This is a genomic window from Jeotgalibacillus sp. 10bf12, from assembly GCF_055597105.1.
Window position 1 is genome coordinate 3,092,046 of record NZ_CP200276.1, and the last position, 12,962, is coordinate 3,105,007.

Annotated in this window: 16 protein-coding genes and 1 riboswitch; of the genes, 5 read left to right on the forward strand and 11 right to left on the reverse strand. The window is 43.3% G+C overall.

What is annotated here, in order from left to right; all coding sequences use genetic code 11:
* Positions 1 to 21: 21 nt before the first annotated feature.
* From tnpB to metK, 3 genes are all read right to left on the reverse strand, one after another.
* Entirely contained in the window at positions 22 to 264 is a 243-nt protein-coding gene (gene tnpB, locus DH10bf12_RS16090) for an IS66 family insertion sequence element accessory protein TnpB (protein WP_471736259.1), read from the reverse strand.
* Between the two features lie 112 nt (positions 265 to 376).
* A complete protein-coding gene (gene tnpA, locus DH10bf12_RS16095) occupies positions 377 to 703 on the reverse strand; it encodes an IS66 family insertion sequence element accessory protein TnpA (RefSeq protein WP_471736260.1) in 327 nt (108 codons plus the stop codon).
* A 347-nt stretch (positions 704 to 1,050) separates the two neighbouring features.
* Positions 1,051 to 2,250 (reverse strand): methionine adenosyltransferase, encoded by a 1,200-nt coding sequence (gene metK / locus DH10bf12_RS16100; RefSeq protein WP_471736261.1) that lies wholly within the window; start codon positions 2,248 to 2,250, stop codon positions 1,051 to 1,053.
* Positions 2,251 to 2,407: 157 nt separating this feature from the next.
* Positions 2,408 to 2,548: riboswitch (SAM riboswitch) on the reverse strand.
* 370 nt (positions 2,549 to 2,918) lie between these two features.
* Between metK and pckA the strand changes: the two genes are divergently transcribed.
* The gene (gene pckA / locus DH10bf12_RS16105) at positions 2,919 to 4,511 is read left to right on the forward strand and encodes a phosphoenolpyruvate carboxykinase (ATP) (RefSeq protein ID WP_471736262.1); all 1,593 of its coding nucleotides are present in this window, start codon (positions 2,919 to 2,921) and stop codon (positions 4,509 to 4,511) included.
* Between the two features lie 35 nt (positions 4,512 to 4,546).
* On the opposite strand, the gene DH10bf12_RS16110 is transcribed toward pckA, so the two are convergent.
* From DH10bf12_RS16110 to ytkD, 3 genes are read right to left on the reverse strand one after another with little or no spacing between them, the layout of a single operon-like run.
* Positions 4,547 to 4,789: a DUF2584 family protein gene (locus DH10bf12_RS16110; RefSeq protein ID WP_471736263.1), complete on the reverse strand. Its 243-nt coding sequence runs from the start codon at positions 4,787 to 4,789 to the stop codon at positions 4,547 to 4,549.
* Positions 4,790 to 4,794: 5 nt separating this feature from the next.
* Complete coding sequence (locus tag DH10bf12_RS16115) at positions 4,795 to 5,520, reverse strand: alpha/beta hydrolase family protein (protein WP_471738257.1); 726 nt, start codon at positions 5,518 to 5,520, stop codon at positions 4,795 to 4,797.
* Positions 5,521 to 5,575: 55 nt separating this feature from the next.
* A complete protein-coding gene (ytkD, locus tag DH10bf12_RS16120; RefSeq protein ID WP_471736264.1) occupies positions 5,576 to 6,061 on the reverse strand; it encodes an RNA deprotection pyrophosphohydrolase in 486 nt (161 codons plus the stop codon).
* 87 nt (positions 6,062 to 6,148) lie between these two features.
* On the opposite strand from ytkD, the gene DH10bf12_RS16125 reads away from it, so the two are divergent.
* A complete protein-coding gene (locus DH10bf12_RS16125; RefSeq protein WP_471736265.1) occupies positions 6,149 to 7,003 on the forward strand; it encodes a DUF6612 family protein in 855 nt (284 codons plus the stop codon).
* Positions 7,004 to 7,089: 86 nt separating this feature from the next.
* Here DH10bf12_RS16125 and DH10bf12_RS16130 read toward each other — a convergent pair whose 3' ends face one another.
* A complete protein-coding gene (locus tag DH10bf12_RS16130) occupies positions 7,090 to 7,437 on the reverse strand; it encodes a hydrolase (protein ID WP_471736266.1) in 348 nt (115 codons plus the stop codon).
* A gap of 133 nt (positions 7,438 to 7,570) precedes the next feature.
* Here DH10bf12_RS16130 and DH10bf12_RS16135 point away from each other — a divergent pair, with 133 nt between their 5' ends.
* Entirely contained in the window at positions 7,571 to 7,804 is a 234-nt protein-coding gene (locus tag DH10bf12_RS16135) for a DUF6154 family protein (RefSeq protein ID WP_471736267.1), read from the forward strand.
* 42 nt (positions 7,805 to 7,846) lie between these two features.
* Here DH10bf12_RS16135 and DH10bf12_RS16140 read toward each other — a convergent pair whose 3' ends face one another.
* Both DH10bf12_RS16140 and DH10bf12_RS16145 read right to left on the reverse strand, forming a co-directional pair.
* Positions 7,847 to 8,035: a putative motility protein gene (locus tag DH10bf12_RS16140; RefSeq protein ID WP_471736268.1), complete on the reverse strand. Its 189-nt coding sequence runs from the start codon at positions 8,033 to 8,035 to the stop codon at positions 7,847 to 7,849.
* A 77-nt stretch (positions 8,036 to 8,112) separates the two neighbouring features.
* Complete coding sequence (locus tag DH10bf12_RS16145; RefSeq protein WP_471736269.1) at positions 8,113 to 8,559, reverse strand: Dps family protein; 447 nt, start codon at positions 8,557 to 8,559, stop codon at positions 8,113 to 8,115.
* A 138-nt stretch (positions 8,560 to 8,697) separates the two neighbouring features.
* Here DH10bf12_RS16145 and yidD point away from each other — a divergent pair, with 138 nt between their 5' ends.
* Positions 8,698 to 8,937, forward strand: a complete 240-nt coding sequence (gene yidD, locus DH10bf12_RS16150; RefSeq protein ID WP_471736270.1) for a membrane protein insertion efficiency factor YidD — start codon at positions 8,698 to 8,700, stop codon at positions 8,935 to 8,937.
* Positions 8,938 to 9,029: 92 nt separating this feature from the next.
* Positions 9,030 to 10,217: a metal ABC transporter solute-binding protein, Zn/Mn family gene (locus DH10bf12_RS16155; protein WP_471736271.1), complete on the forward strand. Its 1,188-nt coding sequence runs from the start codon at positions 9,030 to 9,032 to the stop codon at positions 10,215 to 10,217.
* Positions 10,218 to 10,248: 31 nt separating this feature from the next.
* Here DH10bf12_RS16155 and menC read toward each other — a convergent pair whose 3' ends face one another.
* A complete protein-coding gene (menC, locus tag DH10bf12_RS16160; RefSeq protein WP_471736272.1) occupies positions 10,249 to 11,352 on the reverse strand; it encodes an o-succinylbenzoate synthase in 1,104 nt (367 codons plus the stop codon).
* A complete protein-coding gene (locus DH10bf12_RS16165) occupies positions 11,339 to 12,772 on the reverse strand; it encodes an o-succinylbenzoate--CoA ligase (RefSeq protein ID WP_471736273.1) in 1,434 nt (477 codons plus the stop codon). The genes menC and DH10bf12_RS16165 overlap by 14 nt, the downstream gene beginning before the upstream one ends.
* Between the last annotated feature and the right edge of the window lie 190 nt (positions 12,773 to 12,962).

Consider the following 12,962-nt stretch of genomic DNA (forward strand, 5'->3'; position numbering starts at 1 on the left):
CTTCTGTCTGAGGTCTACCCCTTATATAACTTTCATGCCGGAAAGTTTCGGATGAACTTTTCCATCTTCAATCGTCAGTCCTTCTAACAACCACTTTAACTGTTTAGGGTTCAGAGAAGTGGTTTCATCTTCACGCCCTTCGGGCCAACGGAATCGGCCATTTTCAAGTCTGCGATAATACAGCCAAAAACCATTGTGCTCCCAGTGTAGAATCTTCACTTTATCCCGTTCACGGTTACAAAACAAAAGATATCTGAAGAACACGGATCTAATTCAAACGTTTCCTGTACGATGGCCGCAAGACCATCAATGGATAATCGCATATCTGTCACGCCTTGAGCGAGGTATATATTGCGTATAGATTCCGGTTGAAGAATCATGGCGTGATCACCTCCAGCAGTTCAGTTAATAATTCTTTATCAAATCCCGGAGGGATCACAACTTTATATGGCCCTACGTGCAGGTCGAGCTTCGTAGTAGGGGATTGCATATTGATTTTTGCCCATCCAGTTGGACGTTCCTGTTGGATATCCTCTGGCCGGTAAGTCATTCTAAAATAATGAAGCTGACTGTACGTGACTTCATCCCGAGTCTCGCAAAATGCTTTTAATGATAAGTCACTTTCACGCCACTCTTCATAGATACGCGACATCTTTTCTACGTATCCACTTGGCACGTGATTTGAGCTTTCTTTTACATCCATTCAATAACCACACCTTCCATATAACCAATGTGTTCATAGGATAAGAGGCAGTCGGTGTACCTTTCGAAGAAAGGAGCATTTCATCTGGCTTAAGATCCGTTTGAAATGTCTATGTGAAGAGAAAGTAGAAAAAATCGTAGCTTGATTGAACACGTTCGTTACATATTTGATTTCCTTCATTTTGTCACGGAAGGTTACACAACAGAAGGTGTGGTTCGTTTGACGCTTACTGTGATTCAAAGAAACTCACACCATGTTCTTAGAATAGTGAAATTTGATCTATGCCCATTCAACAAAAAATCCGGAATATATCATAACAGATATATTCCGGACGGATTGTATTCTTATTATGCGTTAGCATCCTTCTTCAACGCATCTGCTTTATCTGTTCTTTCCCATGGAAGGTCAAGATCATTACGGCCGAAGTGTCCGTAAGCAGCTGTCTGCTTGTAGATCGGACGGCGAAGGTCAAGCATTTTAATAATGCCTGCAGGACGAAGGTCAAAGTGATTACGGATCAGATCCACAAGTGTATCCTCTTCCACTTTACCAGTGTCAAATGTATTAACAGAAATTGATACAGGCTGCGCTACGCCGATTGCGTATGCAAGCTGTACTTCACATTTATCAGCAAGACCTGCAGCAACGATGTTTTTCGCTACGTAACGTGCAGCGTAAGCACCTGAGCGGTCAACTTTCGTTGCATCCTTACCAGAGAATGCACCGCCGCCGTGACGCGCATATCCACCGTAAGTATCAACGATGATTTTACGGCCAGTCAGACCGGCATCTCCCTGAGGTCCGCCAATAACGAAGCGCCCAGTCGGGTTAATGAAGTATTTAGTATCTTCATCAATTAGCTCTGCAGGAACGACATGGTTAATTACGTGTTCCTTCAGGTTACGCTGAATACGCTCAAGGCTGACTTCCGGATGGTGCTGCGTTGAGATAACGATTGTGTCTACGCGCACCGGCTTGTCATTTTCATCATATTCAACTGTCACCTGCGTCTTACCATCAGGACGAAGGTATGGAAGAATATCTTCTTTACGCACTTCAGTCAGACGGCGTGACAGTTTGTGAGCAAGTGAGATTGGCAGTGGCATCAGTTCAGCTGTTTCGTTATTTGCATAACCGAACATAAGCCCCTGGTCGCCTGCACCAATTGATTCGATTTCCGCGTCAGTCATCTGGCTTTCACGGTCTTCTAGCGCACGGTCAACTCCTGCTGCAATGTCAGGTGACTGCTCATCAATAGAAGTTAGTACTGCACAAGTATCCGCATCAAAACCATATTTAGCACGTGTATAACCGATTTCTTTGATCGTTTCACGTACGATCTTAGGGATATCTACATACGTAGAAGTTGAGATTTCTCCAGCTACCAGAACAAGTCCGGTTGTAACAGAAGTTTCGCATGCCACGCGGGCATTCGGATCATCTTTCAGAATTGCATCAAGAATTGAATCAGAAATCTGATCACAGATTTTATCCGGATGTCCCTCAGTTACGGACTCGGATGTAAATAAACGACGTTTTACAGACATATAAGTCTCCTCCTTGTGAAGCAAATAGTCGACGGTACTCATTACCCTTAGAGATCGAACGTTAACCTACAAGATCATCCAAGTTTCGGCATAAATAAAAGAAACCTCTCCTCAAATCACGTTCATGAGGAAAGGTTCATAATCAGTTCGCCTTTCACTCTTATCGTTCAAGACACACGTCTTGCTCCAGGTTAGCACCTTCGCTCCAAATGTTTGGACCGCAAAAGCATCATGCTTTTTTGCAGAGCAGGTTGCTGGGTTTCATAGGGCCTGTCCCTCCACCAGCTCGGGATAAGAGTATCCGTTCAAAAAACTATCTTACGGAAATGAATGTGTAATGTCAATCATAATATTCTATGATAATAAGAACTTTTATTAAGCTTTCATTTTTTAAAATCCATTATCTTACTTGCACAGCTGTTGATTGGAGTGGATGGGGGCGACTCCTGCGGCAGGAAGGGACAGGTGAGGCTTATGGCGAAGCCTGCGGGCTCACCGCCCGGCCGCGGAAAGCGTCCCCCTGAAGCGGAAATCATCAGCCAACCTTTAAAAAACAAACAATTTAAGAATTTTTAACGAAATCACCAATTAGTATAGACTATTCAATTGAATGTGTTATACTAATTTCGAACAAAGGTGAATGACTTACTGAAAAGGTGGGAGATAACATGACAACAATCCGAAACACTTCAGAATTAAAAGAACTATTAATGAGCGAACGCGTGAATAAGAACCTTTCTGTACCTCAGCTTGTAGAGAAGGTATTAATGAGAGAAGAAGGCACATTAACTTCTACAGGCGCTGTAAAAGCGGAAACTGGCAAATACACCGGCCGCTCTCCAAAAGATAAATTTATTGTGGATGAAGCTTCTGTACGTGACAAGATTGACTGGGGTAAAGTCAATCAGCCGATCTCTGAGGATTCATTTGACCGTTTATATACGAAAGTACTAAACCACCTTGGTGAAAAAGAAGAAGTATTTATGTTTGAAGGATTTGCAGGCGCTGATGCTGATTCCCGCCTCCCAATCCGTGTGGTCAACGAGCGCGCATGGCATAATCTTTTTGCCCACCAGCTATTTATCAGACCTGAAAAAGGTGAAGCATGGACCAGCCGGAATGAAGCGCCGTTTACAATTTTGTCTGCTCCATCATTGAAAGCTGACCCTGAAACAGATGGTACAAATTCTGAAACATTTATCATTGTATCATTTGAACAACGCACAATTTTAATCGGTGGCACAGAATATGCAGGCGAAATGAAAAAGTCTATTTTCTCTGTGATGAATTATCTGCTACCGCAAAATGATATTTTACCGATGCACTGCTCAGCAAACGTTGGTGCTGAAGGGGATGTGGCATTATTCTTCGGACTTTCAGGAACTGGTAAAACAACGCTATCAGCAGATGCTGACCGTAAGCTCATTGGGGATGATGAGCACGGCTGGTCTGATAATGGCGTGTTTAATATCGAGGGTGGATGCTACGCGAAATGCATTAACCTGTCAGAGGAAAAAGAGCCGCAGATTTTCGATGCGATCCGATTTGGTTCAGTCCTTGAAAATGTCGTGCTTGACCCTGAGTCACATGAAGCAGACTATGATGACTCTTCATTAACTGAAAATACGCGTGCTGCATATCCGCTGCAGGCGATGAGAAATATCGTGGATCCAAGCAGAGCCGGTCACCCGAATACAATTGTATTCCTGACTGCTGATGCATTTGGTGTACTGCCTCCGATCGCAAAGCTGACAAAAGAACAGGCAATGTACCACTTCCTGAGCGGCTACACATCAAAGCTTGCCGGCACTGAAAGAGGCATTACTGAGCCGGAAGCAACGTTCTCAACCTGCTTTGGATCTCCTTTCCTTCCACTTGAACCGACTGTATACGCTGAAATGCTTGGTAAAAAGCTTGAAGAGCATGATGCAGAAGTATACCTGGTCAATACCGGCTGGACTGGCGGTGCTTACGGGACGGGATCACGTATGAAACTTACTTACACAAGAGCAATGGTTAGGGCTGCTCTCCACGGTGAGCTTGCAAATACGGAGACTGCAAGTAATGGACTATTCGGACTTGAGACACCGCTTCACATTCCAGGTGTACCTGATGATGTGCTGCAGCCGCGTTTTGCATGGAAGAATGAAAGTGAATACGAGGAAAAAGCGATGGAGCTTGCATTAAAGTTTAAAGAGAACTTTAAGAAGTTCACTAGCGTAGATGAGCGGATCGCCAGACTTGGCGGACCAATCGTCTAAATAGATAAAGCGTATCGGCTAAGCCGATACGCTTTTTAATTTGTAGACTCGAGCGATTTCATTTCAAAATAGATGACCGTTTTCTGACCGCTCCATTCAAGCTTATAAATCTCTGCGATCCCTCGCACTTCACCTGCAATTGAGTTTTTCACTTCAAGCGGTATATGCATTGGATACAGCCTGTACTCATCTTTCTCAAGCTTGAAAAAGTTCTTTTCGATTCTCTCTTCTCTTCCTTTTGTCACAATCATTGTATTTAACTCTAACGGCATCCCCATCTCGTTCAGCTCCTTTGTTTTTTCATCCAGTCTGTCAGTTTCCTGACCGTTGCAATATTTTCAAGCGGTGGAAATGCATGATGAAAATCAGCATAATACCAGCTCTCTACTGATTTGTTGTACTCCTTCAGCTTCTCTTCCAGCTGATATGCGTGCTCAGGTGACACATTGTCATCCAGCTCACCGTGTATAATGAGCACCGGACAGTTGAGTTTCTCTATTTCATTCAACGGTGTTCGCCACTTATATGCTTCAGGCACCTTTGATGGTGAACCGCCAATGACGCGCTTCATCATTCTTCTCATATCCTTTCGCTCCTGATAAGTCAGCACCATATCAGAAACGCCATTCCATGTGACAACCGAGGAAATCTCAGGATCCTCAATACCTGCAATTAATGCCATAACGCCACCTCGCGAAAAGCCGAACACATGCAAGTGACCTGAAAAAGATGGATGATTCCTTAATACGACATTACCATTCACTGCATCCATCCTGTCTTCACCTGCAAAATCCTCGTTCCCTTCTCCCCCTCTGTTCCCACGGTAATAAGGGGCAAACACGATAAATCCCTGAGAGGCGAACTGGGCAATTCTTGATGGCCGGACCATTCCAATTCCCTTAATTCCACCACGCAAATATAAAAAGCCGTCATACGTCCCTTCCTCAACTGGCTCTGCCAGCAAGCCTTTTACTTTCAGCCCTTCAGACCAGTAAAGCACTTCATGCATCACAATACGTGGGTTTGGTGATGGATAAAGCTGCTTGCGAATAATCTCACCATTTTTACCCAAGGCTTCTCCCCCCGTCCAGTTCATGCTGAATATATTCAATTGATAGTCTGACAGTCTCATCTTTCATGATAAAACTGAATTTTTCTTTGAAGCGTTCATTTAATAGATCGCCTGTCACCATAATCGGTCCGTCTGTTTCGTGATAGTCAGGCTTTGGTTTCAGAGAAGTCAGCTCAGTGTAATAAACTGATTTGATGATTTCAGGGTCCACATCCACCTTATATTGACCGATATAGATCAGCTCACCAACTTTTCCCCCTAGCTCCTCCATCACTTCCCGGCCTGCTGCTTCAACTGTTGATTCACCCTCTTCAACCTTGCCGCCCGGGAATTCAATCCCTCTCTTTTTGTGCTGCGTTAACACCCACTGTCCGTTATAGCGTGTTAAAATAAAGACATGTGCAGGCGATGCCGAAAATGGGTTTTCTTCGTAAGAATATGTAACTTTGTAACCATTATCGTCTGTAAATTGATACATAAAAGCCACCTGCTTTCAACATAATTGAAACTTTTTGAATATCAGTCCGTATATTTGGTAAGGACCTACAAATTAGGAGATGATTGAATGAAAAAATCAATTCTATTTACAACCGCTGCTTTAACTTTAACACTAACCGCCTGCACTGAAACCGCTGAACCGGCTGATGGAAGTAAAGACACATCATCAATGACGATTGAAGAGGTATACAGCAAAGCGCTTGAAAAAAATAATGAAGTTGAAAGCGTGAAATCAACTGCTATACTGAACCAGGCTGTAACAATGGGCACTGAGGCAACTATCAATACAGAATCTCAAATCGACATGTCCATGATCAACAGCCCGCTGACCGTTCACCAGGTCAACACGACAAAAATGACAGGTGAAGAAGCTGCTGAAGAACAGAGCTTTACCGTGGAATCTTACATGACTGAAGAAGGATTCTTCATGCAGGACCCTTCTACAGAGGGCTGGGTTAAGCTTCCATCTGAAATGTCAGAGCAGCTGCTTCAGATGAATGAATCACAATCCAACCCTGCGAGCGAGCTTGAAAACCTTGAAGCCTATATTGAAGATTTTACATTTGAACAGGATGATGACAGCTTTATTTTAACGCTGAATGCTTCCGGTGAAAAGTTTAGCGATATGCTGATTGAACAGACCGGCGAATTAATGCCCGATCTAGGCCTTGGTATCCCGGCAGAAGCATTATTCCAGAACACTACTTTTGAAGATGTGCTGTATGTGATTACAATTGATAAAGAAAGCTTCCTGATTGAATCACTGGATCTTGATCTTGATATGACGATGAATATGAAGTTTGCCGAGGAATCCATGATGATGGAGCAGAAGCTTGAGTCTGAGTACACTGATTATAATGAGGTTGAAAATATTGAAGTACCTGAGCAGGTTATTGAGTCCGCAGAGGAGATTGAGCTTTAAAATGATGAAGGGCTGGGACTTGATGTCTCAGCCTTTCAATTCATGCTCAACCATAAGTAAGAAGTTTATTATGCATTAAACTTTTTCTAGCTTTCCCGATCAATAAACGGATGTTCTTCTGTAGGTGGTTTGATCCCCATTGTCACAATGTGGTTCCTTGCCTCTTCATCGCCAATTTCTCCGATCAGTCTGTAGATTTTAATCAACAGATTATCTGATTGCTGATTGGTGCTATCCAAATGATAAGGTACAGAAGGCATTTGGCCGGTTAGAAATCCTTCCATCTCGCTTTCCTCATTCCGGTCGAACATAATCCTCAACTTTGTAATTTCATCGTCCGTCGCGTTTACAACAAATTCATATGGTGAATCTGTTCCGCTTCTTAAGATTTCACGCCTTGCAACTGAAACATAGTAAGTGTTTTTCTGCTCCATTTACATCACTCCTTTCCATTCAGTATGTCCATTACCAGTAATCTTCATGATTAGAAAAAGACTTCCCGGGTATAGTAGTAGTGAGACATACGAACTACGGATTTCCTGGACATCTTGAAAGGAGGACGGGAACATGAAACTCGTAGATGAAATTTTTGAAATGTATAAAGGTAAAATCCGCGGCAGTCAGGAAGATCTTGATATGATCGCCTTCACAATACTTGAGCAGTTAGACCACACTGAACTTCTAGAAATGGTAAAAGAGCTGTCAGAAGATGAGCTCGCTTATTTTATTCGCCTATACATAGTAGAATCACTCAAAGGCCGACTTGAAAAACTAGATGACACCAAAACTTTTTATCATTAGCGTAATTTAAAAGGATGGGACACCGGGTCCCATCCTTTTAAATTACCCCTTCAGATCAATCATCTGACCTTTGTGAGGGTGCGGGGCAGGTGTACCGCCCTGATTATTCATTGCTTCTAGCATTGCAACAGCGCCCGCTGCCTGTTGGGTCATTGCGCTGTTCATAATACTCAAGCTTGCTGTCTGTTGAATCTGTGCTGTCTGCTTAGCCATGATTGAAGAGATTTCCATATCATCACTCCTTAGACACATTTTATCATTTACGATTAAGAAAAGCACCGCTGATGATGATCAGCAGTGCTTACTTTTTATTTTCCAAGGAATGAACGAAGCATCCACGCATGTTTTTCAAGACTCTGGTGAACTGAAAGTAACATATCGCTTGTCATCTCATCGTCATCCTTCTGCGCAAGATCCATCCCTGTTTTTAAATCCTTCATTAGTATTTCAAAGTCCTGATTCAATACTTCGACCATCTGATCGGCTGATTCGCCGCCATTCGCTTCTTTCACAAGAGACATCTCAAGAGACTCTTTAAGCGTCGCTACCGGCTCGCCTTTTAGCGCAAGCAGCCTTTCAGCAAGCTCATCAATATGAATCGCAGCTTCATTGTAAAGCTCTTCAAACTTTTCATGCAGGGTAAAGAACTGATGTCCTTTTACATACCAGTGATAGTTATGTAGCTTTGTGTAAAGCACCGTCCAGCTCGCAATCTGTGTATTCACGCTTTTTACTAATTCGGGATTTGTACTCATGATTGATCATCCTTTCAAATAATGTTTACTACTTATTCTGTACCACTCATTACTGATTTTAAACGTCCTGAGCATGTATGGCTTAATGTGGGCAATCTCGTGCTACACTATAATTAATGTAATGATCGAGGTGAAAGTATGAAAAAAATGATGCTTGCAGTGATCCGTTTTTATCAAAAAGGTATTTCGCCATTAACTCCCCCCAGCTGCCGCTTTTACCCGACGTGTTCACAGTATGGACTTGAAGCCATTCAGAAACACGGTGCATTCAAAGGCGGACTTATGACGATAATCAGAATTTTAAAATGTCAGCCGCTGCATCCGGGCGGCGTTGACCATGTTCCGGATAAATGGCCGTCAGGAAGAAAAAATTCCTGACGGTTTTCTCTTGCAATCTTTTTGTTTTCATAGTAAAGTAACGGTTGTTGAGTTACAAATCGGAACTATTACTATTTAGAACGAGGTGCACTATGAAGAAAAAATCATTACTTATGTTAGCCGCTGTAGCCCCGTGGATACTTGCCGGCTGTAATACAGGATCAAACGAGACTGAAAGCAATGAAGATGCGCTTGAAGTTTATACGACTGTATATCCACTTCAATATTTCGCTGAGGAGATAGGTGGAGAATACGTATCAGTTGAAACAATCTATCCGCCAGGAGCAGACGAACATACATTTGAACCTTCCCAAAGAGATATGATTGACCTTGCTGAGGGAGATGTATTCTTTTACATTGGACTTGGACTTGAAGGCTTTGTTGAGAATGCAACTGACGTATTAGCGAGTGAAAATCTGAATATGGTAGCTACAGCTGATGGTATTAGTGATGCCGAGCTCGAAGAAGGACATGCTGAACATGAAGAAGAACATTCGGACGAGCACGCTCACGAAGAAGATGAGCACGCTCACGAAGAAGACGAGCACGCTCATGAAGAAGACGAGCACGCTCATGAAGAAGACGAGCATGCTCATGAAGAAGACGAGCACGCTCATGAAGAAGACGAGCACGCTCACGAAGAAGACGAGCACGCTCACGAAGAAGACGAGCACGCTCACGAAGAAGACGAGCACGCTCACGAAGAAGATGAGCACGCTCACGAAGAAGGACACGAAGGACATGATCATGGCGATACAGACCCTCACGTATGGCTCGATCCAGTCCTGTCAAAATCATTAGCTGAATCAGTAAAAGAAACATTAATTGAAGAAATGCCGGATCAGGAAGCGTATTTTACTGAAAACTACGAAAACCTGGTTGAACGCTTTGATGAGCTTGACCATCAGTTTGAAGAGCTTGCAAGTGAAGCTGAAATTAATCAATTTTTTGTATCACATGCAGCTTTTGGCTATTGGGAAAGCCGATACGGTATAGAGCAGCAGGCAATTGCCGGCATATCAACCACTGACGAGCCTTCACAACGCGAGCTTACTGAACTGATTGAATCCGCTTCATCTCAAAATGTAGAATATATCTTAGTTGAACAGAATGTTTCTACAAAACTAACGGATGTCATTCAGGAAGAAATTGGTGCAGAAGCGCTTACTGTGCATAACTTATCTACGCTGACTGAAGATAATATCGAGAACGAAGAAACTTATTTCTCGTTGATGGAGAACAATATTGAATCTCTTAGAACAGCGATGAAAGCGGAATAACGAAAAAATAGACATTGGCATGTGCCGATGTCTATTTTTTATATTCAAATCGCTCAACTGTTACTTCATCAAGCCGTCTTTTATTTAGCTCAATCCCAATACCATTACCCTCAAACGGTTCAACAAACCCTTTATCAACTAACAGATCAGGCACTGTGATATCTTCTACCCAGTATCTGTTTGAAGCCGACAGATCACCTGGTATTGTAAACCCTGGCAGCAGTGACAGTGAAACGTTGTGGGCTCTTGAAATACCAAACTCCAGCATACCACCGCACCAGACCTGGATATCATTTTTCATACACAGATCATGAATTTTCTTTGCAGCTGTGACTCCTCCAACACGGCCAATTTTAAGGTTGATCACTTTACAGCTTTTAAATGTAATGGCATTGAGTGCTGCAGCATATGAATTAATACTTTCATCCAGGCAAATTGGCGTGTTCATTTCACGCTGAATGGCAGCATGCAGAGCAAGGTCCTCCGGTGAAAAAGGCTGCTCAATCATTTGAAGGCCGAGGTCATCAAGTGCTAAAAGGTCTTCTGTATAGCCGCTGTAAGCTGAATTTGCATCTGCAAGAATCTGAATATCAGGGAACCGGTCCCTCAGCTCCTTGAGTGGCACGAGATCATATCCGGGACGTATCTTGACTTTAATCCGCTGATATCCCTCTTTCTGTGCCTGTTCAGCCTGATTCATTAAATCATCCAGATTCTTTGATCCGATTGCAACTCCGGCAAGCGCAAGCGATCTTGTTCCTCCGAGGCAGTCTGACAAAGGCTTCCCCTGCTGCCTTGCATATAAATCCCAGGCAGCCATATCAACTGCAGCTTTTGCCATCGGGTTTCCTCTCACTGAAGAGAACCTTTTTTCAAGATCTTCAGGATGTGTAACGGGTTCTTGAAATAATAACGGCAGTAGATGCTTCTGAATCATCTCAAGGCTAGTTTCCACGGTTTCTTCTGTATACCAGGGTGATGAAAAGGCAACTCCTTCTCCTAGACCACACGCCCCGTTTTCATCATATAATTCCAGCACAAGCCCTTCCCGCTCCGTTACCGTACCAAGACTTGTATGAAAAGGTGTTTTTAACGTCATATTGATTTTACTGATGACGGCGTTAGAAAGATTCATGGTTAATCTCCTCTTTTAACTTTCTCCGGAGCAGCTTTCCTGCTGCATTTCTAGGTAATTCATCTGTAAAACAATAGATTTTCGGACGCTTATAGGCTGCTAGTCGTTCTTTAACAAAAGTGTGCAGGTCGTCTTCTTCAATTTGTTCAACTAAAACGACAAAGGCAGCAGGCACCTCTCCCCACTCCTCATCTTTTTTACCAACGACACCAGCTTCTTTGACAGATGGATGACTCGCAATCGCAGATTCTACTTCCGCAGGGTATATATTTTCACCACCTGAAATAATCAGGTCTGAACGGCGGTCAGAAACAAAGAGGAACCCTTCATCATCCAGATATCCTACGTCACCGGTTTTCAGCCATCCTTCAGCAAATGCCTCTTTCGTAGCTTGTTCGTTGCGCAGATACCCTTTTGTAACAGAAGGACCTTTCACAAGAATCTCACCAATTACATTTACAGCACATTCCTTATCCTGATCGTCCACAATTTTTATTTCACCCGGAAAAAGCGGTTTTCCCGAAGCCCCTGTTTTACGTGTAGCATCAGCAGGTGAAAGCGTTGTGAACTGTGAAGCAGTTTCCGTCATTCCATACGATTGAAACACAGGAATATTCTCATGATGACATCGTTCCACCATATGTAAAGGAGCTGGTCCGCCTCCTAGAATCATACATCTGAAAAAAGGATGGTAACTTTCATTCTTCACATCAAGCAACCGCTGAAGCATCGTTGTGACCACTGAAAGTACAGAACCTTTTCCACTTATAAGATCAGCATGTATGCTACGCTCGTCAAACTTCTCATACAGCCTTACAGCAATGCCGTAAATCACACTTCTCATCAGAATCGAATAACCGCTGATATGAAATAATGGAACAGCACACATCCAGATATCATTCGGCTGGTGACCGATATTAAATGCTGAGCCGGTTGCACTTGCAAAATGATTGTCGTAAGTCTGCATCACACCTTTGGGATTTCCGGTGGTACCTGACGTATACATAATTGAACATACGTCTTCTTTTTCAAATACCCGGATTTCCTGACGCTCACTATTTCTTAGTTCATCGACTGAAACAGCTCTGTCCATATCAAGTACAAACTGATCTTCATGAATCACAAGTTGAGCCTGGCTGTTTTTAAGCTGATACTGCCATTCTTTTTGTGAAAGGCGATTATTCAGCATTAGCACAGGCACACGGATTTTTTGAAGAGCATGGATCAGTAAAACAGCTTGAGGCTGATTCGTAATGAGCAGTGCGACTGGTCCCTGATTGCTTATATGCGGCATGATTCGTTCAGCCAGGTCAGCCACTTCTTCATTCATCTCACGGAATGTCCATGTATGTTTATCACCTGCATAAAGTCCGATCTGATCCGGCGATAAAGCCGCTCTCTTCTCAAGCCAGCTTTTCATATATGTATCCTCCTTTCACAAAATTGAAGCTTAGTTAAAGATCATTATTGTTTCTGCACAGCTGATGATTCTCGCTGCAGGGGGCGACTCCTGTGGCAGGAAGGGACGTGTGAGGCCATGGCGTAGCCTGCGGGCTCACCGCCCGGCCGCGAAGTCCCCCTGAAGCGGAAATCAGCAGCCAACTTTAACA

What these genes read in the sequence shown, in the direction of transcription:
- tnpA (WP_471736260.1), bottom strand. Translation starts at nt 703, where the DNA reads ATGGATGTAAAAGAAAGCTCAAATCACGTGCCAAGTGGATACGTAGAA.
- metK (WP_471736261.1), bottom strand. Translation starts at nt 2,250, where the DNA reads ATGTCTGTAAAACGTCGTTTATTTACATCCGAGTCCGTAACTGAGGGA.
- pckA (WP_471736262.1), top strand. Translation starts at nt 2,919, where the DNA reads ATGACAACAATCCGAAACACTTCAGAATTAAAAGAACTATTAATGAGC.
- DH10bf12_RS16110 (WP_471736263.1), bottom strand. Translation starts at nt 4,789, where the DNA reads ATGGGGATGCCGTTAGAGTTAAATACAATGATTGTGACAAAAGGAAGA.
- DH10bf12_RS16115 (WP_471738257.1), bottom strand. Translation starts at nt 5,520, where the DNA reads ATGCATGAAGTGCTTTACTGGTCTGAAGGGCTGAAAGTAAAAGGCTTG.
- ytkD (WP_471736264.1), bottom strand. Translation starts at nt 6,061, where the DNA reads ATGTATCAATTTACAGACGATAATGGTTACAAAGTTACATATTCTTAC.
- DH10bf12_RS16125 (WP_471736265.1), top strand. Translation starts at nt 6,149, where the DNA reads ATGAAAAAATCAATTCTATTTACAACCGCTGCTTTAACTTTAACACTA.
- DH10bf12_RS16130 (WP_471736266.1), bottom strand. Translation starts at nt 7,437, where the DNA reads ATGGAGCAGAAAAACACTTACTATGTTTCAGTTGCAAGGCGTGAAATC.
- DH10bf12_RS16135 (WP_471736267.1), top strand. Translation starts at nt 7,571, where the DNA reads ATGAAACTCGTAGATGAAATTTTTGAAATGTATAAAGGTAAAATCCGC.
- DH10bf12_RS16140 (WP_471736268.1), bottom strand. Translation starts at nt 8,035, where the DNA reads ATGGAAATCTCTTCAATCATGGCTAAGCAGACAGCACAGATTCAACAG.
- DH10bf12_RS16145 (WP_471736269.1), bottom strand. Translation starts at nt 8,559, where the DNA reads ATGAGTACAAATCCCGAATTAGTAAAAAGCGTGAATACACAGATTGCG.
- yidD (WP_471736270.1), top strand. Translation starts at nt 8,698, where the DNA reads ATGAAAAAAATGATGCTTGCAGTGATCCGTTTTTATCAAAAAGGTATT.
- DH10bf12_RS16155 (WP_471736271.1), top strand. Translation starts at nt 9,030, where the DNA reads ATGAAGAAAAAATCATTACTTATGTTAGCCGCTGTAGCCCCGTGGATA.
- menC (WP_471736272.1), bottom strand. Translation starts at nt 11,352, where the DNA reads ATGAATCTTTCTAACGCCGTCATCAGTAAAATCAATATGACGTTAAAA.
- DH10bf12_RS16165 (WP_471736273.1), bottom strand. Translation starts at nt 12,772, where the DNA reads ATGAAAAGCTGGCTTGAGAAGAGAGCGGCTTTATCGCCGGATCAGATC.